26 protein-coding genes are annotated in these 22,976 nt (G+C 67.5%); 11 read left to right on the top strand and 15 right to left on the bottom strand.

From position 1 onward, the window contains the following. Positions 1 to 14: 14 nt before the first annotated feature. The 3 genes from ASD55_RS12665 to ASD55_RS12655 all read right to left on the bottom strand — a co-directional run bounded on the left by ASD55_RS12665 (position 15) and on the right by ASD55_RS12655 (position 3,477). Entirely contained in the window at positions 15 to 1,349 is a 1,335-nt protein-coding gene (locus ASD55_RS12665) for a hypothetical protein (RefSeq protein ID WP_056766632.1), read from the bottom strand. A 246-nt stretch (positions 1,350 to 1,595) separates the two neighbouring features. After that, entirely contained in the window at positions 1,596 to 2,573 is a 978-nt protein-coding gene (locus ASD55_RS12660) for a sigma-54 dependent transcriptional regulator (RefSeq protein ID WP_235577805.1), read from the bottom strand. A 271-nt stretch (positions 2,574 to 2,844) separates the two neighbouring features. Beyond that, a complete protein-coding gene (locus tag ASD55_RS12655; protein WP_056766628.1) occupies positions 2,845 to 3,477 on the bottom strand; it encodes a TMEM175 family protein in 633 nt (210 codons plus the stop codon). Between the two features lie 246 nt (positions 3,478 to 3,723). On the opposite strand from ASD55_RS12655, the gene ASD55_RS12650 reads away from it, so the two are divergent. Together ASD55_RS12650 and ASD55_RS12645 are read left to right on the top strand one after the other, a co-directional pair. Continuing rightward, a complete protein-coding gene (locus tag ASD55_RS12650) occupies positions 3,724 to 4,500 on the top strand; it encodes a ferredoxin--NADP reductase (RefSeq protein ID WP_056766626.1) in 777 nt (258 codons plus the stop codon). An 85-nt stretch (positions 4,501 to 4,585) separates the two neighbouring features. Then, on the top strand, positions 4,586 to 5,068 hold the full coding sequence (locus ASD55_RS12645; protein ID WP_056766624.1) for a DUF456 domain-containing protein: 483 nt from the start codon (positions 4,586 to 4,588) through the stop codon (positions 5,066 to 5,068). Positions 5,069 to 5,072: 4 nt separating this feature from the next. Here the strand turns inward: ASD55_RS12645 and ASD55_RS12640 are convergent, their stop codons facing one another. The 3 genes from ASD55_RS12640 to ASD55_RS12630 all read right to left on the bottom strand — a co-directional run bounded on the left by ASD55_RS12640 (position 5,073) and on the right by ASD55_RS12630 (position 6,552). Then, entirely contained in the window at positions 5,073 to 5,408 is a 336-nt protein-coding gene (locus ASD55_RS12640; protein WP_235577804.1) for a TfoX/Sxy family protein, read from the bottom strand. A 2-nt stretch (positions 5,409 to 5,410) separates the two neighbouring features. Beyond that, positions 5,411 to 6,079: a hemolysin III family protein gene (locus ASD55_RS12635; RefSeq protein WP_056766620.1), complete on the bottom strand. Its 669-nt coding sequence runs from the start codon at positions 6,077 to 6,079 to the stop codon at positions 5,411 to 5,413. An 89-nt stretch (positions 6,080 to 6,168) separates the two neighbouring features. After that, a complete protein-coding gene (locus ASD55_RS12630; RefSeq protein WP_235577827.1) occupies positions 6,169 to 6,552 on the bottom strand; it encodes a hypothetical protein in 384 nt (127 codons plus the stop codon). A 341-nt stretch (positions 6,553 to 6,893) separates the two neighbouring features. Between ASD55_RS12630 and ASD55_RS12625 the strand changes: the two genes are divergently transcribed. From ASD55_RS12625 to ASD55_RS12605, 5 genes are all read left to right on the top strand, one after another. Further along, positions 6,894 to 7,562, top strand: coding sequence for an energy transducer TonB (locus ASD55_RS12625; RefSeq protein WP_056766616.1), 669 nt, complete (start codon positions 6,894 to 6,896; stop codon positions 7,560 to 7,562). Between the two features lie 133 nt (positions 7,563 to 7,695). Then, on the top strand, positions 7,696 to 8,271 hold the full coding sequence (locus ASD55_RS12620; RefSeq protein WP_056766614.1) for a cysteine dioxygenase: 576 nt from the start codon (positions 7,696 to 7,698) through the stop codon (positions 8,269 to 8,271). A gap of 25 nt (positions 8,272 to 8,296) precedes the next feature. Beyond that, a complete protein-coding gene (locus ASD55_RS12615) occupies positions 8,297 to 9,664 on the top strand; it encodes an FAD/NAD(P)-binding protein (RefSeq protein WP_056766612.1) in 1,368 nt (455 codons plus the stop codon). A gap of 19 nt (positions 9,665 to 9,683) precedes the next feature. Next, complete coding sequence (cls, locus tag ASD55_RS12610; RefSeq protein WP_056766609.1) at positions 9,684 to 11,078, top strand: cardiolipin synthase; 1,395 nt, start codon at positions 9,684 to 9,686, stop codon at positions 11,076 to 11,078. Between the two features lie 17 nt (positions 11,079 to 11,095). After that, positions 11,096 to 11,875, top strand: coding sequence for a PHB depolymerase family esterase (locus ASD55_RS12605; protein WP_056766606.1), 780 nt, complete (start codon positions 11,096 to 11,098; stop codon positions 11,873 to 11,875). 4 nt (positions 11,876 to 11,879) lie between these two features. On the opposite strand, the gene ASD55_RS12600 is transcribed toward ASD55_RS12605, so the two are convergent. Beyond that, positions 11,880 to 12,266 (bottom strand): hypothetical protein, encoded by a 387-nt coding sequence (locus tag ASD55_RS12600; protein WP_056718123.1) that lies wholly within the window; start codon positions 12,264 to 12,266, stop codon positions 11,880 to 11,882. A 100-nt stretch (positions 12,267 to 12,366) separates the two neighbouring features. On the opposite strand from ASD55_RS12600, the gene pncA reads away from it, so the two are divergent. Then, positions 12,367 to 12,996 (top strand): bifunctional nicotinamidase/pyrazinamidase, encoded by a 630-nt coding sequence (gene pncA / locus ASD55_RS12595; protein WP_056766604.1) that lies wholly within the window; start codon positions 12,367 to 12,369, stop codon positions 12,994 to 12,996. A gap of 14 nt (positions 12,997 to 13,010) precedes the next feature. Here the strand turns inward: pncA and ASD55_RS12590 are convergent, their stop codons facing one another. The 4 genes from ASD55_RS12590 to ASD55_RS12575 all read right to left on the bottom strand — a co-directional run bounded on the left by ASD55_RS12590 (position 13,011) and on the right by ASD55_RS12575 (position 15,328). Beyond that, the gene (locus tag ASD55_RS12590) at positions 13,011 to 13,199 is read right to left on the bottom strand and encodes a CPXCG motif-containing cysteine-rich protein (RefSeq protein WP_056766603.1); all 189 of its coding nucleotides are present in this window, start codon (positions 13,197 to 13,199) and stop codon (positions 13,011 to 13,013) included. Positions 13,200 to 13,255: 56 nt separating this feature from the next. Then, a complete protein-coding gene (locus ASD55_RS12585; protein WP_056766601.1) occupies positions 13,256 to 13,711 on the bottom strand; it encodes a putative toxin-antitoxin system toxin component, PIN family in 456 nt (151 codons plus the stop codon). Between the two features lie 108 nt (positions 13,712 to 13,819). Continuing rightward, entirely contained in the window at positions 13,820 to 14,797 is a 978-nt protein-coding gene (locus ASD55_RS12580; protein WP_056766599.1) for a PD40 domain-containing protein, read from the bottom strand. A gap of 45 nt (positions 14,798 to 14,842) precedes the next feature. Further along, on the bottom strand, positions 14,843 to 15,328 hold the full coding sequence (locus tag ASD55_RS12575) for a hypothetical protein (RefSeq protein WP_157598994.1): 486 nt from the start codon (positions 15,326 to 15,328) through the stop codon (positions 14,843 to 14,845). Positions 15,329 to 15,352: 24 nt separating this feature from the next. Here ASD55_RS12575 and ASD55_RS12570 point away from each other — a divergent pair, with 24 nt between their 5' ends. Next, positions 15,353 to 17,317, top strand: coding sequence for a winged helix-turn-helix domain-containing protein (locus tag ASD55_RS12570; RefSeq protein WP_056766596.1), 1,965 nt, complete (start codon positions 15,353 to 15,355; stop codon positions 17,315 to 17,317). Positions 17,318 to 17,412: 95 nt separating this feature from the next. After that, positions 17,413 to 17,706, top strand: a complete 294-nt coding sequence (locus ASD55_RS12565) for a hypothetical protein (RefSeq protein ID WP_056766593.1) — start codon at positions 17,413 to 17,415, stop codon at positions 17,704 to 17,706. Between the two features lie 13 nt (positions 17,707 to 17,719). Here ASD55_RS12565 and ASD55_RS12560 read toward each other — a convergent pair whose 3' ends face one another. From ASD55_RS12560 to ASD55_RS12550, 3 genes are read right to left on the bottom strand one after another with little or no spacing between them, the layout of a single operon-like run. Continuing rightward, a complete protein-coding gene (locus ASD55_RS12560) occupies positions 17,720 to 18,433 on the bottom strand; it encodes an HAD family hydrolase (RefSeq protein ID WP_056766591.1) in 714 nt (237 codons plus the stop codon). Between the two features lie 25 nt (positions 18,434 to 18,458). Continuing rightward, positions 18,459 to 18,980: a hypothetical protein gene (locus ASD55_RS12555; protein WP_056766589.1), complete on the bottom strand. Its 522-nt coding sequence runs from the start codon at positions 18,978 to 18,980 to the stop codon at positions 18,459 to 18,461. 2 nt (positions 18,981 to 18,982) lie between these two features. Then, a complete protein-coding gene (locus ASD55_RS12550; protein ID WP_056766587.1) occupies positions 18,983 to 19,357 on the bottom strand; it encodes a YciI family protein in 375 nt (124 codons plus the stop codon). 64 nt (positions 19,358 to 19,421) lie between these two features. Here ASD55_RS12550 and tsaA point away from each other — a divergent pair, with 64 nt between their 5' ends. Continuing rightward, positions 19,422 to 19,967, top strand: a complete 546-nt coding sequence (tsaA, locus tag ASD55_RS12545) for a tRNA (N6-threonylcarbamoyladenosine(37)-N6)-methyltransferase TrmO (RefSeq protein WP_056766586.1) — start codon at positions 19,422 to 19,424, stop codon at positions 19,965 to 19,967. Positions 19,968 to 20,065: 98 nt separating this feature from the next. Here the strand turns inward: tsaA and ASD55_RS12540 are convergent, their stop codons facing one another. Next, on the bottom strand, positions 20,066 to 22,900 hold the full coding sequence (locus ASD55_RS12540) for a TonB-dependent receptor (RefSeq protein ID WP_056766584.1): 2,835 nt from the start codon (positions 22,898 to 22,900) through the stop codon (positions 20,066 to 20,068). Between the last annotated feature and the right edge of the window lie 76 nt (positions 22,901 to 22,976).

The following is a 22,976-nucleotide window of genomic DNA, read 5'->3' as shown; positions in this document are numbered from 1 at the left end:
AGAACCGTTCGTGATTACGCGGTGCCGCTTTCGGCAACCGGACAGCAGCGGTATTCCTGCGCCTTGTCCAGCAACTCGATCTGCCGCTTGAGCAACTGGTTCTGCAGGTCGAGCCGGACGATTTCGAGCTGGGTCTTCTTCTGCAGCTCGGGCTCGCAGATGTTGCAGTCGTCGAAACAGCCCTTGACGATGACGCCGGCGGTCGGCAGCGAGGTGTCACGCGTGTACTCGAACTGGGTGCGCGCATCGGCGGCAAACCCGCCGGTCTTGGGATCGAGCAGCTTGCGTTCGATCAGTTGCTTGTCCACCTCGGCCAGCGCGGCCTTGCGCACATCGTCCGGCAAGGGGGTCTGCACATTCACCGGCACCGAAAGTGGCGCCAGGTTGAAGCGCGACTGCAGCGTCGCCGGGGCAGCGCCGGCCTGCGCGTGCAACGCCTCGCTTTGCAGCCCGCGGCTCTCGATATCGAGTCGCTTGGCATTCATCGCCGGCACTTCCTGCGGCATCACCGCCACCGCACCCTTGGCGCGGATGGGGTTGGCCAGCAACGGCGCCGGCGCCACCGGATCGAGCACCCGGCGTTCGATCGCCACCAGCTCGAACGACAGCGTCTCGATCTTGTTGATGCGGTAGAACAGGAAGGTCAGCGCGTGGCAAGCATTGGGATTGGCGAACTCGCGCGACGAGGCCTCGTACTGGTCTTCCGTCTCGCCCTGCTGATGGGCGCGCGTGGACACCTCGCCCACGGACATCGAGTGCGCCTTGCGCGTGGATTCCACCGACAGGTTGTCGGCCATGCGGGCCTGCGCCGAATGCTGCTGGAGATATTCGAAGGTCGATTCGGCGTTGTGGCTGCCGTGGGCGTTGGCATCGGCGCTGGCGGACATGAATCCGATCGAGCCGCTGGCGTCGCCGTGGAAATCCCACGAGCCCTGGTCGGTGTTGCGCGTCGAACCGTTGTCCTGGCTGTTCTGGTCCGACATGAACGAGCGCAGCGAAGACATGCGGTATTGCTCCTCCGACATCTGCTCGCTGCGGTAGCTGAGATTCGACTCGCTGTCGAAGCTGAAGCGACTGCGCCGGTCGGTGGTGGCCAGCCTTACTTTCTCGCCCGGGAGCAAGGTGGTGGTGTAGACGACATCGCCCAGGGCCATGGGCCCGGAACAGCGCTTGAAGCGCGTATGCAGGATGACTTCGACATTGACCTGCTGGCCGCTGCGCGTGCGTATCGTGGTGGGAAACAGCAGGCGGCGACGCATGTCCATCACGTCGCACACCGGCTGGGTGTCGAGGTTCGGGCAGCAGGGAATGTCCTTGTACTTGGTCAACGGGGTGGCGGGGGTGGCCATGACGATCTCCTTTCGTTCCGGATGACAGGTTCGCGTCGGAACGCAGGCTGTTTCGCCGCCGGTTCCGTGCTCGAGGGGAACCTACGCAACGAACATGCCAATGGCAGGAGGTCGCCAAACGGGCTGCCGCAACGGATCGGAACCGTGGTGCCGGGACGACCGGGTCAGGACAAACCCGTTTCGACAACGCACCCGGGGAAAACTTGACCCACGCAGGAACGCGACGGCGCGCGACATGCGTGCCGCTCAGTCGGGGCGAAACTGCCTGGTCTCGATGCCGTTCTTCAGCAGCAGCTTGCCGAGCTGGCGACGCTCGGTGCCGGACAGGCGGGCGGCGGCACTGATGTTGCCGCAGGCCTGCTGCATCAGCCGGGTGAGGTAGTCGAGTTCGAACTGGCGGATGGCATGCAGCTTGGCCGCGGCGAATGCCAGGTCCGGTTCATGCGCACGTCGGCGCGGGGCCGCCGCGATACCCGCGAATGCCGGTTCGACCGCGCGCAGCTGGGCCAGTCCGATGACCGCCTCATCGCTGCCCATGTAGGCGCGTAGCGCCATGTGGTCCAGTTCGCGCACATTGCCCGGCCACGCGTGCGCCATCATCGCCTCGATGGCGTCGTCGCCCCAGCACCTGGCCGGGCCCTGCAGCCGCCGCGCCACGTCGTCCAGGAAATGCCGGGCCAGCATGGCCACATCGTCGCCGCGCTCGCGCAGGGGAGGCAGCTGCAGGTACAGCGCGTTCAGCCGGTAATGCAGGTCGCGGCGGAAGCGTCCAGCTGCCACCTGCCGTTCCAGGCTGGCGTTGGTCGCGGCGATGATGCGGGCATCGGAGACGCGCGCCGCGCCACCGCCGACCGGCCGGTATTCGTTGTCCTGCAGGAAGCGCAGCAGGGTCACCTGGCCCTTGTCCGACAGCGCGTCGACCTCGTCCAGGAACAGGGTGCCGCCACGCGCGTGATCGACCAGCCCGGGCTGGGCCTGCTTGGCGTCGGTGAAAGCGCCGCGCCCATGTCCGAACAGTTCGTTCTCGATCAGGCTGTCGGGGATCGCGCCGCAGTTGACCGGCACGAAGGGATGGTCGCGGCGGGCGCTGGCATAGTGGATTTCGCGGGCCGCCAGCTCCTTGCCGGTACCGGTCTCGCCCTCGATCAACACCTGCACGTCGCAGCCGGCGTAGCGCTGCAGCTGCGCCCGCACGGCCTGGATAGCCCTGGATTGGCCGAGCATCACCGGCATCACCCGCCCCCGCATTCACCAAAAAGAACCCTGGCACGCCATCCCGGCATGCCGCGAAATCCCCCTGGTATCCATCATGGTCCGGCCCTGGCCCACGACCAGCGGCGACGATGCGGCAAGCGCGCCGTCGCCGCTGCCGTCCCGGGAGGCCGTTGTCTGTAGTACCTGCGCCCTGGACGCTGTAGTACATCGCCTTGTTCCGGCCTGGCCGCCGGCAAACCGCCGCCGTCCTTGCCGCGGCCGGTGTTCAGCGCGGCCGGCGTCAGCTCCGATCGCGCCCACGCAGGACCCGCAGCCGCTTGGCCGACAGCAGCGCCAGCGCCAGCAGGGTCACCACCACCGACGCCCAGCGCAGATGTGCCTCGTGCAGGGCAAGCGCACCGAAAATCAGCGCCCCCGCGAACAGTTCCAGCAGCCACTGGCGTGCCTTTTGCCGGGGCAGATCGGGCGCCAGCCGGGCGAAGAATGCGACATGCAGCCACAGCACCGCCATGCAGGCGTAGGTAGCGCCAAGCGCTATCCCGTAAACCAGCAGGCCCTGGCCCTGCTGAAAGCCCTCGAACACGAAGCGGATCACCACCGGCATCAGGGCCACCAGGCTGAGCAGCAGCAGGTTGATCGCGGTGCCCACCGGGTCGATGTCGCGCAGATGGGCCACGATGCGCCGATGGAAGGCCCACACCGTGCCGATCAGGAAGAAGCTCAGGAAATAGATCAGCAGGGGCGTCGCCCAGACCTCCCACAGCGTTTTCCCCGGCACCGCCTCCGGCTTGATCTCGATCGCCGACAGCGTGATGGCGATGGCGAATACGCCATCGGAAAGCATGACCAGTCGATCCAGGTGACGCTGGCCGACGTGATGATCCGAAACCGCCTGCGTGACGCGATGATCCATCTTCTCCCTCCCCTTCGTTCGCCTGTGGCCGAATGCCGCATGCCGCATGATGCCGCAGATCGCGGCGCGGGTCTGCGACAGGCGGGCGGCGGATCGCGTATCCTTGGCAGCTACGTCGCCGCGCTCATTCCGGCGCTCGCAAGGCACCGTGGCCACACTGCCGCCCTCCCCGCGAGTCCCCACTCCGTCCCGCCGGAGGACCCGGCGCGCGGCTCCCCGAACCAGCGACAACGCGAGACAACCGACATGGTGGCAATGGCAACCGAGCACGTGATCGACGTGCAGCACTGGAACGACAGCCTGTTCTCGTTCCGCACCACGCGCGATCCCGGCTTCCGCTTCGACAGCGGCCAGTTCGTGATGATCGGCCTGGAAACGGATGGCCGCCCGCTGATGCGCGCGTACTCGATCGCCAGCGCCAGCTGGGAGGAACACCTGGAGTTCTTCTCGATCAAGGTCGCCGACGGCCCGCTCACCTCGCGCCTGCAGCACCTGAAGCCCGGCGATCCGCTGATCGTCACGCGCAAGCCCACCGGCACCCTGGTACTGATCGACCTCAAGCCCGGGCGCAACCTGTACCTGCTCGGCACCGGCACCGGGCTGGCCCCGTTCATGAGCATCATCCGCGACCCGGATACCTACGAGCGCTTCGACCGGATCGTGCTGGCCCACGGCGTGCGCCGGATCGAGGACCTCGCCTACGCGCACTATCTCGAACACGAGCTGCCGCAGCACGAATACCTGGGCGAGCTGGTGCGCGAGAAGCTGATCTACTACCCCACCGTGACCCGCGAGCCGTTCCGTCACCGCGGCCGCATCACTGACGCGATCGTCGACGGCGTGATGAGCGCGGCGGTCGGTCTGCCGCCGCTGAACCCGGCCACCGACCGCGTGATGCTGTGCGGCAGTCCGGCGATGCTGGACGACCTGTGCGCCCTGCTCGACGGCCGCGGCTTCCAGGCCTCGCCGCGCACCCGCGCGCCGGGCGACTATGTGATCGAGCGGGCCTTCGTGGAGAAGTAGCAAGGCAGGCGAGCAGTGGTGTTCCCGCTGCGCCGCCTCGTTTCTGCTTCAATGCAGGCATCGCCACGCGGGAAAACACCAGCCGATGGATATCGCCCTGTACGTGCTTGCCGCCCTGCTGATCGTCGGCGGCCTCGCCGGATCGGTGCTGCCGGCGCTGCCGGGCATCCCGATGGTTTTCGGCGGGATCTGGCTGGTCGCCGCCGTGGACGATTACCGGCACTTGGGCCTGTGGTGGCTGCTGATCATCGGGGCGCTGGGCACGATCGGCATCATCGTCGACTTCGTTGCCGGCACGCTGGGTGCCAAGCGGGTTGGCGCCAGCCACCGCGCGTTGTGGGGCGCCACCATCGGCACCTTTGTCGGCATGTTCTTCGGCATCCCGGGCCTGCTGCTCGGGCCGTTCGCTGGCGCGCTGGTCGGCGAGCTCGCCTCCGGCACCAGCGTGCTGCGTTCGGCGCACGTGGGCGCGGCGACGTGGCTCGGATTGTTGCTGGGCACCTTGTTCAAGCTGGTGCTGTCATTCCTGATGGTGGGCCTGTTCGGCCTGGCGATGCTGTTCGGCTGAAACGTCAGCGATGTTTCGCGGCGGCGGTTTTCTGCAGCCAGCCGGAAAGCTGCACCGTGTCGCGGCTGAGCGCAGCGGGCAGCACGATGTAGTGGCGACTGGGTGGCGCTCCAGGCCTGGCCACCAGTCGCGAAGTGCCGGCCAGTCGCAGCAGCGCCGGCTGGTCGGCAGGCGCCAGTTTCAGGGCCATGCCGTCCACGCCCAGCCAGGCACAGGGTTTTTCATCGAGCCAGGCCATCAGCCCGCCGAACATCGGCTTGAAGCGCAGGTCGTGCGGCCTGCCCAGATGGGCTGCCGCGTCTTCGAGTTCGCGGCGCAGGGCTTCGAGCGCAGTCGGCACGCTCACCCCGGCGCGTCGGGAATCACGTACAGCAACACGGCGAGGAAATGCAGCACGCTGCCGGCCAGCACGAACACATGCCACAGCGCGTGGTGATACGGCAGTCGTCGCCACAGGTAGAACGGCACCCCCAGCGTATAGGCCAGGCCGCCGGCCAGCAGCAGCGCGGTGCCGCCGCCCTGCAGGTGCTTGCTGAGCGGCTCGAACGCGACCATGCCGATCCAGCCCATGCCCACGTAAAGCAGCACGGCCAGCTTGTGGTAGCGCTTGAGCAAGCCGAGCTCGAGCGCGCTGCCCGCCAGCGCCAGCGTCCACACCGCGGCAAACAGGCTCCAGCCCCACACGCCGGGCAGCGCGATCAGGGTGAACGGAGTGTAGGTGCCGGCGATCAGCACATAGATCGCGATGTGATCGAGCGCACGCAGGGTCGGCTTGGCGGCGACCGACGGGATCGAGTGATACAGCGTGGAGGCGGTGTAGAGCAGCACCAGCGAGGTGCCGAACACGGCGCAGGCCACCACCGTCAGCGCATTGCCATGCAGCGCCGCGAAGGCCACCAGGGTTGCCAGCCCGGCGATGCTCAGCACGATGCCCAGGCCGTGGATGATGCTGCTGGCAAGTTCGTCGCCGAAGCTGTAACTCGGCATGGCGGTGCCGGACAAGGCGGTCATGGGGTTTCTCCGGGGACGCGGGGCGCGCGGCTCTACCTTACCCGCGCGCCCGGCTCGTGCATACCGTGGCGCATGGTCGCGCCGTCACACTATTCGATGATGAAGGCACCGAAGGCCACGCCCAGGTTCCAGCCTTCGCCCTTGCCGCTGAGCGCCAGCGAGACGCTGCCCTTGGTCAGCACCTGCGCGGCGGCGGATTTCGACGCGCCCGCATGCGCCTCGGCATCGGCATAGCTGCCCAGCACGTCGCGCACGCCGGTCACGCCGCTGAACTTGCCGATGCCGTTGCTGATCTTCGTCTTGCCGAACGTCAGGCCACCGCCCTTGGCCCGCAGCTTCACGTTGAGGCTCTGGCCGTTGCTGCAGCGGACCGTGCCGGTGCCCTTGGCGGTCTTGTAAAACACCGACCAGCCGGACAGCTGGAAGGTCATCTTGCAGGAGACATCGCCCGCCCGCGCCGGCGTACCCAGCATCAGTCCGCCGCACGCCAGCGCGACCACGCCCGCCCATTTGATCAGGTTCATCCTGTTGCCTCGTCGCCTGCCGGCCGGTTGCCGTTGCCTGATTGTTGCAGGACAGCTGCGCGCTTCGCGAGCACCGGTGACTGCACGGCAACGCAGACTGATGGCCGGGTGCGCACCCGCAGAAAAAATCCCCGGCGGACGACCGCACCCGACAAACCCGCATTTGGCCATCCAGACGTCCTGTTGCGCAAGTGCGGTTTGGGGGCATAGGCTCGGGTCGCGGCAGCACGATCCCCCTGCTCATGCAGCGTGACCGCCGCAACATCCCCACCGATGTCAGGAGGTTGACCATGTCTCCCGCAAGCCTGGCTGTTGCTCACCGTACCCATCCCGACCCCGCGCGCATCGCGGCCATCAGCGCCGCCATCGCACTCAACCTGGCGGTGATCATGATCGCGACGAGGCCTTCGGGCCCGGCGTTCTTCCACGCGATCCAGCGGCTCAACCCGATACCCACGATCAGCTTCATCCCGCCACCGGAGCCGGTGATACCGCCACCACCGGTCGAGGTGCTGCCGCTGCCGCATCCACCCGTCGCGCCACCGGTGGTCCACCACCAGACGCCGATCAGCCCGCCGGTGGCGACACCCGTCGCCGAGGGCAACATCCCGGTGGCACCGGTCACCACGCCCACCCTGCTGCCGGCGGGCACCACCACCAGCCCCGCGGTGGACGCCGCACCGGTCGAAGCCAGCCTGGCCTATCGTTCGGCTCCGCTGCACTTCCCCACCCGCGCGCTGCAGCAACGCATGCACGGCACCGTGCTGTTGCGCGTGCTGGTGGATGAAACCGGCAAGCCCGTCCAGGTGACGGTGGAGCGTGGCAGCGGTTACCTGCTGCTGGATCGCAGCGCCATCCAGCAGGTGCTGGACGGCTGGCGCTTCCAGCCCGCCATGGTCGACGGGCGGGCGGTGCGCGCGCTGGCGCGGGTGCCGGTGACGTTCAATCTGCGCGAATGAGGGGTCGCCACGACACGGCGCCCGGACCGTTCCGGCGGCACGCCGGGCGCCGTTGTCGTGGCTGTCCCGTTCAACAACCTGTTAACGATGCGCATGATCCACTTGCGGCCATTCACCCTGCCAGGTTCCACGCATGGGCACGCATCGACACATCCTGAAAACCCTGCGCAGCATCGCGCTCGAACACGCCGGCTCCGCCCACCCCGACCTTGCCTCGATGGCCCGCGAACTGGGCCGTGTGGTGCACCAGGACGCCTCGTCCATGGCCACCCGACTGGCCTCGCTGCGCCAGCGGCAGCGCGGCTTCGAGCAGATCCTGCTGACCCGGCGCAACAGGCCGCCACTGAGCCTGTGGATCGTCGCCTGGCCGGCGAACCACGTTTCCCCGCTGCGCGAGCATGGCGCGTGGGGCCTGGAGATGGCCCTGGTCGGCGCGCTGGAAGTGCAGTCCTGCCGGCGCGACGCCGCATCGAACGAACTGACGGTGCTGGATCGCCAATGGCTTGGCCCGGGTGACGGCGCCTGGTTCGACGGCGAGGCCCACCAGCTGCGCCGCTGCCGCAACCTGTCGCGCTACGAGACGGCCCTGTCGCTGCACGTCTACGGCGATGAAATGGCCGACTACGCCACGCCCGGGCGGACCGGGCCTGCCGCTGCGCAACTGAAGGTCGCACCACGCCACATCACCGCCAGCCGCCTGCACGGCTGATCTGGAACCCGACGAAAGAAGCGCCATGTTTCGACGCCTTGCCCTCATCGGCGGTGGTGCCGCGTCCGCCAGTTTGCTGAGCGAACTGCTGGAACGCGACACCACGCCACCACTGCAACTGGACTGGTTCACCGGTGGTGGCCGCCCCGCGCGCGGCGTGGCCTATGCCACCACCTCCGAGCACCACCTGCTGAACGTGCGGGCGGCATCGATGAGCATGTTCGCCGGCAAGCCGCGCGGCTTCCTCGACTTCGTGCAGCGCAGCGATCCGGCCGTCAACGGCACCGACTTCCTGCCGCGCCGGCTGTACGGCGACTACCTCGAGGCCGAGGTGGCGCGGGCGCTGAAGCAGGGCCAGGCGCGCGGCCACCACGTCAACCTGATTCCCTTCGCGGTGGACGCGCTGGTGCCTGAAACCGACGGCGTCACCGTGATCCATGGCGAGGAAAGCCATCGCGTCGACGCGGCCGTGCTGGCGCTCGGTGCGCTGCCGCCACAGCCGCTGGGCGTGGTGGGCGCAGCGGCGCTGGCCAGCGGCCGCTACATCGTCGATCCGTGGCGCCTGCTGGCCGGCGCCGACCAGACGCAGCCACCGCCGCGCAAGGTGGTGCTGGTGGGACTGGGGCTGACCGCCGTCGATGTCGTGCTGGAACTGTCCGCGCGCTGGCCGCAGGCCGAGTTCGTCGGCCTGTCCCGTCATGGCCGCTTTCCCGAAGTGCACCTGCGCAATGCGGCATTGCCCGTCGACGATGGCGCCGGGCTGGTCGAGGCGATGCGCGACGCGCCCGAAATCCGCCAGTGGACACGCCTGCTGCGCGAAGCCATCGGCCAGCCCGGCATCGAATGGCGGGCCGTGGTGGACAGCCTGCGCCCGCACCTGTCCGGCCTGTGGACCGAACTTCCGCTGGAGCAGCGTTCGCGTTTCATGCGACACGCGCGCTGGGCGTGGGAGCGCGCGCGTCATCGCATGGCGCCGGCAGTCCACGACGCGGTTGATGCCCTGGAGCGCAGCGGCCGGCTGCAGCGCCGATGCGGGCGGTTGCACGCGGTGGAGGTCGATGGCGCCTCGCTGCGATTGACCATGGCCCACGCCGGCGTCGTCGAGGCGCTGGATGCCGACCTGGTGATCCAGACGGTCGGGCTGGACACGGACCTGCGTCGCAGCGACCATCGACTGATCAGCCAGTTGCTCACCAACGCACACATCGAGGCCGATCCGCTGGGCCTGGGTGTGATCGCCGACCGCAACGGCCGCCTGCAGCACGGAGACCGGCATTGGCCCCACCTGTTCGCCATCGGCAGCCTGTTGCGCGGCACCCTGTGGGAGTCCACCGCGATGCCGGAAATCCGCCAGCAGGCACGCCACCTCGCCGACCAGTTGCTGGACGGTTGAGCCACGCGCCGCGCCCCTGATGACGGCCGGCGCGCTCACTTTCTGCATCCTCCTGCTGCACGCGCTGGGCCTGCTCGCCGCGATGCATGCGGTGATGCACACGCGCACCCCGCAAGGCGCGATCGGCTGGGCGTTCGGCCTGTTGTTGCTGCCCTACGTCACCCTGCTGCCTTATCTCTATCTCGGCTCCAGCCGCTTCCTCGGTTACCGCGTGGGTCATCAGGCGCCAAGGGAACATCCGGCAGCGACCGGGGCGGACGACGAACCGGCCACCGATCCGGCCTGCCCTAGCTACGCCGCGATCAGCACCCTGCAGGGCCGGCCATTCCGCAGCGGCAACCGGCTGCGCCTGCTGATCGATGGCGACGCCGCCTTCGACACCATGCTGGCGGCGATGGCCGAGGCACGGCACTGCCTGCTGCTGCAGTTCTTCATCATCCATGACGATGCGCTGGGTCGGCGCCTGCAGCAGGTCCTGCTGCAGCAAGCCGCCGCCGGGGTGCGCGTCTGCGTGCTGTTCGACGGCATCGGCAGCCATGCGCTGCCACGCAGCTATGTCGAGACCCTGCGTGCCGGTGGCGTGCAGATCCACCGCTTCGCCACGCATCGCTGGCGCAACCGGCTGCAGCTCAACTTCCGCAACCATCGCAAGATCGTGGTGGTCGATGGCGCGCGCGGCTATGTCGGCGGACTCAACGTGGGTGACGAATACCTTGGCCTGAAGCCGCCGCTGGCGCCGTGGCGTGACACCATGCTGGAACTGCGCGGACCGGTGGTGGCCGACCTGCAGCAGCTGTTTGCCGACGACTGGCACTGGATCACCGGCAGCACGCCACCGCTGCTGTCGGTGCCGACTGGAGACGGGCACGCCAGCGCGCTGATCGTGGCCAGTGGCCCGGCCGATCCGCAGGAAACCGGTTCGCTGTTCTTCACTGCCGCGATCAACGCGGCGCGCCAGCGCGTGTGGCTCAGCACGCCCTATTTCATCCCCGACCACGCGGTGCGTGCGGCGCTGCAGCTGGCCGTGCTGCGCGGCGTGGACGTGCGCATCCTGATTCCGTCGCGCCCGGACCACCACACCGTCTTCCTGGCCTCGACCCTGCACGCGTACCAGGCGGTGCGCGCCGGCATCAAGGTGTTCCGCTACCAGCCGGGCTTCCTGCACCAGAAGGCGCTGCTGATCGATCGCGAGGCCGCGGCGATCGGCAGCATGAACCTGGACAGCCGCTCGTTCCGGCTGAACTTCGAGGTCGGCGCGATGGTGGTCGACCACGGTTTCGCTGCGGACGTGGCGGTCATGCTGCTCGACGACTTCAGGCGCGCCCAGGCCATCGACGAACACGAGTATCGCGATGCACCGTACCTGCGCCGGGTCGCCATGCATGTGGCGCGCCTGTTCGACCCGCTGCTTTGACATCACGGAGAAGCACCATGCGCCAGCTCGCCCTGCTGCTGTGCCTGATGACGGCATGCATTGCCGGCCACGCCGCCGAACCGGCGCATCTGGACGAACGCTCACTAGTCCTGGACGGCGTGACACATCGCTACCAGGTCTTCGTTCCGGCCGGCTGGACGGCCAAACGGCACTGGGCGGTGGTGTTGTTCCTGCACGGCAGTGGCGAACGCGGCGACGACAACCGCGCCCAGCTGAGCCAGGGCCTGCCGCCGTGGCTCGTCGAGCACAGGGACTTCCCCGCCGTAGTGGTGATCCCCCAGGCACCGCAGGGAGCTCGCTGGAACGGCGCGGTCGAGAAGATGGCGCTGCAGGCGCTGGAGGACAGCATCAAGGCCTGGCACGGCGATCGCCGGCGGCTCTACCTCACCGGCTTGTCAATGGGCGGCTACGGCTCATGGCAGATCGCGGTGGATCGTCCGAGCCTGTTCGCCGCCGCCGCGATCATCTGCGGCGGCATCCGTCACCCGAACGACAACGCCGACCTGTACCTGCGTGGCATCCCCGCCGGCATCGACGATCCGTACGCCTGGGTCGCCACCCACATCGGAAACTTGCCGGTATGGATCTTCCACGGCGCACTCGACGATGTGGTGCCGCCGCGGGAATCGCGGCAGATGGCCGCCGCGCTCAAGGCGCACCACGCCGACGTGCGCTATACCGAATTCGCCACGCTCAACCACGGCTCATGGCAGGCCGCGTACGCCACCGACGGGCTGTGGCCGTGGTTGTTCGCGCACCGATTGCCGGCGCGCTGAAGATTCAGCGGCGGCGGCCGAAGCGGTGTTTCCAGTCGCCGCTGCACAGGGCCCAAGCAAGGTAGATGCCCACGGCCACGCCGAGCACTTCGCACAGGGTGCGCAGGCCGATGCTGTCCGGATCGTGCACTTCGGCCAGCTTCACCTTGAGCAGTTGCAGCGACTGCATCCGCCCGTAATTGAAATAGAACAGGTTCCACAGGTCGCCGCTGACGGTCAGTGCGCTGGCCAGCAGGAACGACCAGCCGATCTGCGGACCGTAACTCCAGCCATTGCGCCGACCCAGCCAGTGGAACAACAGGAACAGGACGAATCCCGCCACGGCGGAAATCAGGCCGGCCTGCAGGCCACCGATGATTCCGTATCCCATCCACGACTGGTCGTACTGCACTGCGCGCCCCCGGTTCGTATGCCTGCGGCCATTATGGGTCATCCGGTCGCGTAGCCGGTTCCGGTTAGACTTTCGCCGACCGATTCACAAGAAACCGTCGATGACATCGAACCGCCCTGCCCATGCCGCGCTGATCCTGGTCGACGTGCAACCGGACTTCATGCCCGGTGGCGCGCTGGCCTGCCACGAGGGCGACGCCATCGTGCCCGGCATCGATGCCTTGCTGCGCGCGCGTCGCTTCCGCCACGTGATCGCCACGCAGGACTGGCATCCGCCAGGCCACGTGTCGTTCGCCAGCGGTCATCCGGGACGCGCCGCGTTCGAGCGGATCGACCTGTACGGCCAGCCGCAGACGCTGTGGCCCGATCACTGCGTGCAGGGCACGGCCGGGGCCGAGCTGCATCCGGGCATCGACTGGTCGGCGCTGGACGCGGTGATCCGCAAGGGCAGCGATCCCGCCGTGGATTCCTACAGCGGCTTTCGCGAGAACCACGGCCCGGATGGAAGCCGCCCCAGCACCGGCCTGGCCGGCTGGCTGCGCGAACGCGGCGTGGACGAGGTCGTGGTGTGCGGGCTGGCCCGCGACGTCTGCGTGCTGTGGACGGCGCAGGATGCGCGGGAACTCGGCTTTCGCGCCAGCGTGCTGTGGGACCTCAGCCGCCCGGTGACGTCGGCCAGCGATGCAACCACTCGCGCCGCGCTGCTGGAGCAAGGCATCGGCATCGTGTAGCAGCGCGGGCTCGCTCAGGCATCGTTCTCGCCGGATGCGCGCACCGCGACCGCACCGTCCTCGTCGACCTCCACGCTCAGCGTGATCGGGCGACAGCACACCTGGCAATCCTCGATGTACTGCTGGCTGGAAATCGAGGCGTCGATCAGGATGCCGATGGATTCGCCGCAATACGGGCAATCGATGATCTCTGGCGTGAGCATGGCGCATCTCCACGGGTAGCCAGGCCAGTACAGCACGAAGCCGGGTGACGCGGTCGTCAACCGTGGCGCGGCGACCAGGCCTGCGGCAGGCCGATCCAGAACAAGCCGTCGCGGGCGCAGCGCGGCGCCAGCTTCAGCAGTTCGTTGTCCTTGCTGACCAGCCAGCGCGCACCCGAGGCCTGCGCCAGCTCCAGGAACATCTGGTCATCCGGGTCCGCGCAGCGCGGCAGCGATACCCCGGGCGACGCGGTGGCCTGTTCGTCCGGCAGGCAGTGCACCAGGGCATCGAACGCGGCCTCGATGCCGGGCCGTGCTTCGGCGCTGATCGGCACCTGCGGATAGTGCAGCACGCGCAGCCATTCGGCGCGGCAGTCGCTGCGCGTCACCGCCTGGATGCGGCCCTCGCGCATCGCCACGTGCAGCGCGGCGGACTGCGCATCGTGGAACAGGAAAATGTCCAGACACACGTTGGTGTCCAGCACGACGCGTGGTGGCGAAGAGGCGGCAATCATCACGCCATGATGCGGCAATCAGGCCATGCGATGCACGGCACGCGCCCGGAGCGAAACGAACAAGGCCGCGATGGCGATGGCCGCCGCGGCCTTGTTCCTCGCGCAGGTTCAGTAGCCGCCGCTCCTGTTCAACCTGACGCGCGTGCTGACGTAGACATCGCCCGGGTCCGCCGGCACCTGGGCGAAATGCTTGCGGCCGAAGTACAGGCGGGTGCCGTCGGCCGACAATGTGGCGCGGGTTTCCGCGCCGTCCGGCGTGTTGACGGCGGTGTTCTCGATCGGACCTTGCACCGTCCATGGCGAGCGGGTATTCCGGCGCGTCGCGTACCAGATGTCCTGGTTGCGCGGATCGGCGCTGGCGCGGTTGCTGCTGAACACGATTTCCAGTCCGTCGCGGCGCACGTTCGGCATCAGGTCGGCGGCGTCGGTGCTCAGCTCGGCCACGCGCACGCCGGGCCCGAACGTGCCGTCGGCGCGCATCCGGCTCATGTAGATGTCATGGCTCTTGCTGTCCGGATAGCCGTCGCTGGAGAAGTACAGGAAGGTGCCCTCGGCGGTTTCCACCACCGACGGGCTGTACTCCGAACCCCGGGTGTTCGGGCCGCCGTCCGCGTAGCCGCCCAGGTCAACCGGCGTGCCCCAGCCGTGCGCGGGGTTTTCCCGGGTCAGGAAGATGTCGCCGGCCGGCGGGCTGCCGGGCGGCGGCGCCGGCATCGCCTTGCAGCCGGCGCAGTCCCCGGCGTTCTGCCGCGAGCTGACGAACAGCAGCCACTTGCCGGGCAACGGCGTGGGACAGTAGTCGGCGGCGGTGGGCGAGTTCACCGGCGCACCGAGGTTGGCGGCGTGCTCCCAGCTGCGCAGCGCGACGTTCCAGCTCGCACGCCAGTTGTCCAGGCCGCCATTGCGGGTGGACATGAAGTACAGGTACTTACCGTCCGGCGATTCGATCGGGCAGCCCTCGGCCGCCGCGGTGTTGATCCCGGGAGCGGGCACCGCGTTGCTCCACGCGCCGTAGTTCCTGGCGTAAGTGCTGGCGGACAGGACCACGGCGATGGCCAGTGCGCATTGTGGGTATTTGCGGTTCATGCGTATCTCCTTGCGTATGAGGTGGACAACCGCGGCAAGCCCCGCTCAGCGGGCTTGCCGCGCCATGGCGACGAGCCGCGGCTCGCCTTGCGAAAGCCGGTGCATCACGACCTGCACGTTATCGACGCCGCGCCCCTGGCAGGCGCGACCGATTCCGGCCATCAGTCGCTCGCGCGCGGCGTAGACTTGGCCGAAGTTGTGCAGGCCGGTCCATGCCTCGACCTGGCGCTGGGTGGGCAGGCGGGGTGACGCGCAATCGGCGACGAACCCGGTGACCCGGACCGACGGCAGCGTCGCCGCGCCCTCCTGGGCGAAGGCCGGTGCGACACATGCCGTGAGCAGGACGGCGGCGAAACGAAGGCGACGGTTCATGGCGATCTCCTCGGGCGACGTGCCGGCGGGTGCCGGTGTGGCCAGCTTCGGGAATGCGGCGCCACGGGTCTTGAGGCCGCCGCTGGGGAAGCACTGGACATTGCTTGGATTCCTTGGGAAAACATTGGGGGCCGCCCCGCAGCGCAGGTTTTCGTCCACCCACGTGCACCGCCACAGGACGCCATGGACCCCTCAACGCCCGCCCCGCTCGCCTTCGACGAATCCGCGATCGACTTCGCGGGCCGGCGATTGCTGCGCGACGGCATCGAGCAGCCGCTGGAACCCAAGGCCTTCGCCGTGCTGGCGCTGCTCGCCGGCACCCCCGGCCGGGTCTTCACCCGCGACGAGATCCTCGACGCCGTCTGGGGCCACCGCCACGTCACCCCGGGGGTGCTGAACCGGCTGATGACCCTGTTGCGGCACGCGCTCGGCGAGGACGCGAAAGCGGCGCGCTACCTGCACACCGTGCATGGCGTGGGTTACCGCTTCGACCTTCCCGAAGCCGCGCCCGACGACCCACTGCAGGCCCTGCAGGCATCCGTGCCGGCAGCGCCGATGGTGCCGGTGCCGTCCCCTGCCCCACCGCCCCGCGCCAGCGGGCGGCGCGCCAGCGACCGGGGCGCCGTGCCGCGTGCGCTGCCGTGGTTGCTGCCGCTGCTGGCGCTGCTCGCCTTCGCCGGCTGGACATGGTGGCCGCATGCGCCGAGCGCCCCGGGGCCGGTCCCGGAGCGGAGCATCGCGGTGCTGCCGCTGGTCAACGCCGGCAACGACGCGCAGCAGGTGTACTTCTCCGACGGCCTGTCGGAAAGCCTGATCGACGCGTTGTCCCGGTTCCAGGGACTGAAGGTGATCGGTCGCACCTCGGCCTTCCGCTTCCGCGACAGCAAGGACGACAGCGCGACGATCGGCCGCAAGCTGGGCGTGGCCTACCTGCTCGCCGGCAGCGTGCAGCGCGCCGGTGACGTCGTGCGCATCAACGCGTCACTGACACGCGCCGCCGACGGCAGCACGCTGTGGACCGAGCACTACGACCGGCCGTACAGGAACCTGTTCGCCCTGCAGGACGAGATCGCCCAGGCGGTGGCCGGTGCGCTGCAGCTGAAGCTGCTGTCGCCCGGAGCATCGGCAAGACCGAACGACCGCCCACCCGGCGGCAACATCGACGCCTACAACGTCTATCTGCAGGGCCTGCAGCATTGGCACAACCAGGATTTCCCCAAGGCCGCCGAGTACATGGCCCGGGCCGTGCAGCTGGACCCGCAATACGCGATGGCATGGGCGTACCTGTCCGGATCGTGGAGTACCGTCGCCGCGTTCCGGGACGATCCTCCCGCGGTGGCCCGCGAACAGCTGCGCCAATCGCGCCTGGCAGCGGACAAGGCGCTGCAACTGGCGCCCGGCCTGGGCCAGGCCCACGCAGCCCGCGCCTACCTGCAGTTCTACAGTTTCGATGCCCGCGGCGCCCTGGCCGAATGCCGCCGTGCCGTGCAGCTGGCACCGGAGGATGGCACGGTTCTCAATGGCTGCGGTTTCGTACTGGCCGGCCTGGGGAAACTGGGGGAGGCGATCCGGCTGCGCGAGCAACTCCTCTCGATCGAGCCGTTGTACAACGTCAACGATTTCGAATACGCCAAACTGCTGACGGCGACTGGCCGGCTGGACGAGGCGACGAAGTACCTGCGCATCGCCGAGGACCTGTCGCCACCGGAATCATCCCGGCCATACCAGTTCATGTACGTAGCCATCGCGCGCGGCGACGTGAATGCCGCGCAGGAGGCCGCCCGCAAGCAGCTCTCGCCGTGGCGCGAAATGAATCTGGCGATCGCCACGCAGATTTCCCCGGACCGCGCAGAGGCGGATGCGGCACTGGCGAAGGTGCTCGCCGACAAGGTCTGGGCGAAAACCAGCCCCTATCTGGTCGCGCAAGCCTATGCGCTGCGCGGCGACGCGGACAGGACCATGGAATGGCTGGAGCGCGCGCCGGCCCACGACATCCTGTTCATGCTGAGCGACCCGCTCATCCTGCGTTTCCGCGAAGATTCGCGCCTGGTCGCGTTCTGCCGGAAGACCGGCCTGCCGCCACCGGGCGAAAGCGAGGCGCTGGGCATCGGCCAGATCCGCGCCGCGAACAGCGCGCGGAACCGCTGAAGCGCGTCCGCCTTCGAGGACGGGCCCTGCTTCGACGCGCCGGCATCGGCGGCCATCCCTATACAATGCATGCTTTCCGAGCGGAACCGACAGCCATGGCCGAGCGCGAGTTCGACAACTACCTTGCCCGCTCCGGCGCCACCCTGGAAGGCTCGCGCTACGCCGCGTGGCTGGCGATCACGCCACGCCGCCACGGTTTCCCGGTGTACTACGCGATCTGCGAGAACCGCAGCTTCCGCGACAAGACGGTGGCCGAGACGGCCGCCGCCAAGGCGCTGGCCGAGATGAGCGGACTGGAACAGGACGGCACACCGATCTTTCCCGAAGGCTATACCGGCTTCGATGACGACCTGTCCGCCGACAGCCGGCCCGCCGACGACCCGGCCTGAGCTGGCGCCGGCATTACCGGCAACGCTGCGCCAGTTGCGCCACGGCCGCGGCGATCCCCGCGGGAGCATCGACGCTCACCATCCGCGGATCGTTCGCCTCCACGGTGCTCTCCAGTTCATGGGCCCAGGTCACGTGGTAGGGCATGTGCACGCCCCAGCCGCCCAGGCGCAACACCGGCTCGATGTCCGAACGCAATGAGTTGCCGACCATCGCGAACTGCGCCGGTTGCAGGTCGAACTCGCCCAGCACGCGCCGATAGGTGGCGGCGTTCTTCTCCGACACGATCTCGATGCGGCGGAACAGGTCGGCCAGGCCGGACTGCGCCACCTTCTTCTCCTGGTGGAACAGGTCGCCCTTGGTGATCAGCACCACGTCGTGGTGCGCGGCCACCGCCTCGACCGCCTCGCGGATGCCCGGCAACAGTTCCACCGGATGCTGCAGCACGCTCTTGCCCAGCTCGACGATGCGGTGGATGTCGGCGGCGCTGATGCGGCTGTCGCTGAGCGCGATCGCGGTTTCCACCATCGACAGCGCCATGCCTTTCGCACCGTAGCCGAACAGCTGCAGGTTGCGCTGTTCGGTGGCCAGCATGGTGTCGTGCACGCGCTGGTCGCCCAGGTCCACGTAGCGGCCCACGATCGCGGCGAACGCGTCGTTCGCCTCGCGGTAGTAGCCCTCGCTGTGCCACAGCGTGTCGTCGCCATCGAAGCCGATCAGTTGCAGCATGCCTGTCCCGTTCCTTCTTCGCGGCTCAGCCGAAGTCGCTGCCCAGACGCAGGTTGATGTGCAGCGCCGTGGCCAGTTCGCGCATCGGCTCGTTGTCGCGGCTCAGCGTGATCCAGCCGGCATGCGAGTCGTCCTCGGTTTCCCAGGTCCACAAGGTATAGCCGGATTCGGCCAGCCGGTCGTAAGCGATACCAAGCACGCTGCCGGCATCGCGATCATCGAAATAATCGTCGTCGTCCGGGTCGCCGTTCCAGTCGATCGACAGGTTCCAGCGCGCGCTGAGTTCGTCCAGCGCCTGCACCAGCGAGCGCAGGTCGTCCTCGGCAACCATGAAGCCCGCGCGCCAGTCGATCACCCGCGCCACCAGCTCGACCGGCTCGGACTCGTCGCCATCGGCCACCGCTTCGCGGTAGGCGGTGAACTGCTGCAGCGCGGAGTCTTCGTCGCCCGGGTTGATCAGCAACAGAAGCTGCCACACCCGCGCCTCGACCGAATCGTCTTCGTCGTCGAAGTCGCGGTCGTCCTCGAAATCATCGTCGTCGCGCATGCTCACGCACCTACCCGCTGGCGCACCGCATCCATGTCGCGGAGCGGGCGGATCTCGATCGCGCCGGTGCGCGACCACGGGAAGTTCGAGGCGATGCGCACCGCCTCGTCCATGTCGGCCGCCTCGATCAGGTTGAAGCCGCCCAGGTATTCCTTGGTTTCGGCGTAAGGGCCATCGACCACACTGGTGCGACCCTCGCGCACGCGCACGGTGCGCGCGGTCGCCGGCGCTTCCAGTTGCTGCGAATCGTGCAGCTGTCCGTTGGCGCGCAAGGCGTCGGCCTTGACGAAGCAACCGTGCATCAGGGTATCGAACTCGCCTTCGGGCAGTGCGCCCAGCAAGGCGTCGTCGCAGTAGATCATCACGAGGTATTTCATGGCGTCCTCGGCGGGAAGGTTCACGGAACCATGGAGAGGCAGGGCGAGGGTGGATAATGCCGCAATGAGCACCGCCCACGATACCTCCAGCGCCCTGTCCTGCCCGCCGATCGCCTTCGTGCGTTCACCGTATGCGCGGCGGATCGACGCGCCGCACCAGTCCACCGTGGTGGCCGGCACCGAGACCCGGGAAGCGGCCGAGGCCACGATCGAGTTCATCGCGGACTTCCCCGCGGCAGCCTACCGCGACCTGGCCGGCTTCGAACGGATCTGGCTGGTGTTCGCCTTCCATCGCAGCGAAGGCTGGAAGGCCGAGGTGCGCCCGCCGCGCGGCGGCGGCAAGCGCAGCGTACTGGCCACGCGTTCGCCACACCGACCGAACGCGCTCGGCCTGTCGGCGGTGGAACTGGTCGCGGTGGGCGATGGTGTGTTGCAGGTACGCGGCGTCGACCTGCTCGACGGCACGCCGATCCTCGACATCAAGCCCTACGTGCCCTACGCAGATGCGTTCCCGGGCTCGCGTGCCGGCTGGATCGACGAAATCGATGCAACGCAGGGCCGGCATTCCGCGCCCGGGCCGAAGCGCCCGCGCTCGTCCCCGGGCAAGTAAGCCCTCGTCGCCGGCGCGCACGCTCCGCACCTGAAACGGCCACGTCCCGACAGGGCGGATCATGCCGCGCCATTTGCGCGACACGATCCGCACCCAGCTCATTGGCCGAAGTCCAGTCCCAGTTCGATCGAGACCGCGCGGCCATAGGCGTTGTAGTTGCCCACGTCGTAATACGGCCAATTTCCATTGGTGCGATCCAGCGGCGGACGCTTGTTGGCGATGTTGTTCGCCACCAGCGCAATCGAGGCCATCGGGTTGAGCCGGTAGCGCACGCTGCCGTTGAACAATACCCACGGCGCGATGTTCTTCGCCGTGCCGATGGCGTTCCACGTATTGCCGTTGCGGATGCCGTAGACGGTTGAGCTCCAGTTGCCGATATTCCAGGTCAGGCTGCCACTGACGCGGCTTTTGAATTCATCGGAATTGGCACAGCACAGCAGGTCGTAAGTCGGATCACCCTGCTTTTCCTGCCAGGTGTGCTTGAACTCGTTGTAGTAATCGCCGCTGAAGATGAACTTGCCCCACGCACCGGCATCGAGCCGGTAGGTCAGGTTCGACTGGATACCGGTCTGGTACTCGGACGACACATTGATCGGATAGGTCGAAACCTGTTGCACGCCGCCGGGATTGACCGGGTCGCTGGCCGGCAGACGCTGCACCTCGCCCAGTACCTCGGCGCACGTCGGCGAGTTGATGTCGTAGGCGGTCTGCCCGTTCTCGGACATGCCCAGGCGGCAATTGGCCTCCAGGTCGAGGATCTCGTCGCTGCCCAGGATCGCCACTTCATTGGAGATACGGATCGCGTTGTAATCCACCGACCAGCTGAGGTTGTTGTCCGCATTCGACCACACGAAGCCGTAGGTGAATGACTTGGCGGTGATGTCCTTCAGGCCCGTATTGCCGCTGGACACGGCAAGCATCGATCCGCCGGCCTGGGGGCAGCTGTCGAAATTGTCCGACGTGTAACCTGCCGCGCGGCACTTGTAGTAATCGGTCGCGGTGGAATAGCCGCTGCTGCGGCTGGAGAACAGGTAGAACATGTCCGGCGCGCGAAACGCCGTCGCATAGCTGCCACGAATCAGCAGGTGGTCCATCGGCCGGTATTCCAGGCCCAACTTGTAGGTGGCCTTGCCATTGCCACCGCCGTCGTAGCTGTACTTGTCGTAGCGCGCCGACAGGTTGGCGCTCAAGGTCTTCAGCAACGGCACCTGCATCTCGGCACCGGCGGCGTACTGCGAGCGCGCACCGGATGCCACGGTGGAGCCACCCACTCCGCGGAAATAGCCTTCATCGGCCAGCGGGCTGCCCGAACGGTTGTCGAAACGCTCGTTGCTGGCCTGCACGATCGCGGCGAAACCCACCGATCCGGCCGGCAACTGGAACAGGTCGGTCGTGTTGGCGGTGATCGTCTCGTTCTGCGTCCATGACATCGACGCTGCGCGATTGGTCGCGGAGAACTGCTGGTATTGCGCCGTCGTCAGTGGCTGGTACAACCGATCCAGATGGGGCGCGAAGATCGGATAGCCGGAAGCATCCGTACCCAGCTGCGGCCCGAGGTAGTACGCATCGACGCCATTGTTGGCGAGGAAGTCGGTCGACTTGCGCACGGCCCTGGATTGAGAACGGTTGTAGTAAGCGTCGTAGCTCCAGCCCGTATCGCCGATGCCGCCGCGAATGCCGAAGCTGGCGTTGTAGGTATGGGTGAACACGTGCTGGTCCTTCGCATCCAGGCCGACTTCCTCCGGCGCAAAGATGCGCTGCCACTGTTCGTACTGGCCGGATGTCTGGTTGTAGAAGGTCTGGTTCCAGAACGGGCTGCCGCCGCTGTAGGTCGGGTTGCTGTAGCTGTACAGCATGTCCGAGTACAACTCGGTGTTGTCGTTGATGTGGTAACGCAGGAACAGCGAACCGTTGACGTCCGTGCTCTTGTTGCTGAGCGACGCCAGGCTGACGTTGTTCGGGCTGCCGCAGTAATTGCCCAGGCTGGCGCCATCACGATGACTGTATCGCGTGGTGCCCGAATACAAATAGCCCAATGGCACGCAGGCGTCCGCCCCCGGATCGATGTAATGCGGGTTTGCCCCGGCAGCCATGCGCAGGAAGGTCCGCGAAGGCACTCCCGGCTTGCCGGTCGGATCGTCATCGTAGGAGTCGATGTAGCTGCGCTGGAATGCCCAGACCGGTGTCTCCCTGGATACCTGCAAGCCGGCACTCACATCCAGCTTGCCCCAACGGTGTCCCGTACTCAGTTGCAGGCGCTGGTTGTCGCCGCCACCATCGTTGTAGCCGCCCATGCGCAAACTCACATGGGTACCTTCCACGTGGTCCTTCAACACGATATTGACCACGCCGGCAATGGCCGCCGATCCGTAAATGGAAGACTGACCGCCGGTAAGCACGTCGATATGGTCGATCATGCCGACCGGGATATTGGCGATGTCGACGATATTGTTGCTGCCGTTGTAGGCCAGCGGGTAGCTGGTCATCGGCTTGCCGTTGAGCAGCGTCAGTGTGAAGCTCGGATTCAGCCCGAAGAGGCTGATCGTCTTGGCGCCGGGCGTGTAGCCACCCGTGAATTGCGGATCCTGCACCGAGCCGTTGGACACCGGCAGCGCGCGCAGCGCATCGAATACATTGCCGAAACCCTGCTGCTCGATGTCCCTGGCGGTCACCGTGATGACCGGCGAGGGGCCCTCGACCTGTGCCCGCGGAATCAGCGAGCCGGTTACCTGCAGGGCCTGCAATTGCTTGACCTCGGGCGTGGCAGCCGGCTTCTTTTGCTTGTCGGCCTTGTCGGCCTGACTCCCCACAGCCACGTCCCGAGCCGCCACGGGAGTGTCGGGCACGGTGTTCTGAAGGTCGCTGGCCCACGCGTGTGCTGCCGGGATCGACAGCAGCGACGTCACGATGGCACCAAGAATTTTCAATTTCATGGGATAGATGCACTCCACTCAGGATTGACCATGTGCCGATGCACTGCGGCACGCCACGACTCTCCATGCCCGTCGG

Origin of the sequence: Rhodanobacter sp. Root561 (assembly GCF_001427365.1) — a bacterium.
Taxonomy (GTDB): Bacteria; Pseudomonadota; Gammaproteobacteria; order Xanthomonadales; family Rhodanobacteraceae; genus Rhodanobacter.
This window is presented reverse-complemented; position numbering and strand designations above follow the sequence as displayed.

Coding starts and splice junctions, on each gene's coding strand:
- ASD55_RS12585 (WP_056766601.1), bottom strand. CDS start 13,711: ATGATTGCCGCCTCTTCGCCACCACGCGTCGTGCTGGACACCAACGTG.
- ASD55_RS12655 (WP_056766628.1), bottom strand. CDS start 3,477: ATGGATCATCGCGTCACGCAGGCGGTTTCGGATCATCACGTCGGCCAG.
- ASD55_RS12615 (WP_056766612.1), top strand. CDS start 8,297: ATGTTTCGACGCCTTGCCCTCATCGGCGGTGGTGCCGCGTCCGCCAGT.
- ASD55_RS12590 (WP_056766603.1), bottom strand. CDS start 13,199: ATGCTCACGCCAGAGATCATCGATTGCCCGTATTGCGGCGAATCCATC.
- ASD55_RS12560 (WP_056766591.1), bottom strand. CDS start 18,433: ATGCTGCAACTGATCGGCTTCGATGGCGACGACACGCTGTGGCACAGC.
- ASD55_RS12605 (WP_056766606.1), top strand. CDS start 11,096: ATGCGCCAGCTCGCCCTGCTGCTGTGCCTGATGACGGCATGCATTGCC.
- ASD55_RS12550 (WP_056766587.1), bottom strand. CDS start 19,357: ATGAAATACCTCGTGATGATCTACTGCGACGACGCCTTGCTGGGCGCA.
- ASD55_RS12660 (WP_235577805.1), bottom strand. CDS start 2,573: ATGCTCGGCCAATCCAGGGCTATCCAGGCCGTGCGGGCGCAGCTGCAG.
- pncA (WP_056766604.1), top strand. CDS start 12,367: ATGACATCGAACCGCCCTGCCCATGCCGCGCTGATCCTGGTCGACGTG.
- ASD55_RS12540 (WP_056766584.1), bottom strand. CDS start 22,900: ATGAAATTGAAAATTCTTGGTGCCATCGTGACGTCGCTGCTGTCGATC.
- ASD55_RS12650 (WP_056766626.1), top strand. CDS start 3,724: ATGGTGGCAATGGCAACCGAGCACGTGATCGACGTGCAGCACTGGAAC.
- ASD55_RS12625 (WP_056766616.1), top strand. CDS start 6,894: ATGTCTCCCGCAAGCCTGGCTGTTGCTCACCGTACCCATCCCGACCCC.
- ASD55_RS12635 (WP_056766620.1), bottom strand. CDS start 6,079: ATGACCGCCTTGTCCGGCACCGCCATGCCGAGTTACAGCTTCGGCGAC.
- ASD55_RS12555 (WP_056766589.1), bottom strand. CDS start 18,980: ATGCGCGACGACGATGATTTCGAGGACGACCGCGACTTCGACGACGAA.
- ASD55_RS12665 (WP_056766632.1), bottom strand. CDS start 1,349: ATGGCCACCCCCGCCACCCCGTTGACCAAGTACAAGGACATTCCCTGC.
- ASD55_RS12565 (WP_056766593.1), top strand. CDS start 17,413: ATGGCCGAGCGCGAGTTCGACAACTACCTTGCCCGCTCCGGCGCCACC.
- ASD55_RS12570 (WP_056766596.1), top strand. CDS start 15,353: ATGGACCCCTCAACGCCCGCCCCGCTCGCCTTCGACGAATCCGCGATC.
- ASD55_RS12630 (WP_235577827.1), bottom strand. CDS start 6,552: ATGCTGGGTACGCCGGCGCGGGCGGGCGATGTCTCCTGCAAGATGACC.
- cls (WP_056766609.1), top strand. CDS start 9,684: ATGACGGCCGGCGCGCTCACTTTCTGCATCCTCCTGCTGCACGCGCTG.
- ASD55_RS12580 (WP_056766599.1), bottom strand. CDS start 14,797: ATGAACCGCAAATACCCACAATGCGCACTGGCCATCGCCGTGGTCCTG.
- tsaA (WP_056766586.1), top strand. CDS start 19,422: ATGAGCACCGCCCACGATACCTCCAGCGCCCTGTCCTGCCCGCCGATC.
- ASD55_RS12645 (WP_056766624.1), top strand. CDS start 4,586: ATGGATATCGCCCTGTACGTGCTTGCCGCCCTGCTGATCGTCGGCGGC.
- ASD55_RS12620 (WP_056766614.1), top strand. CDS start 7,696: ATGGGCACGCATCGACACATCCTGAAAACCCTGCGCAGCATCGCGCTC.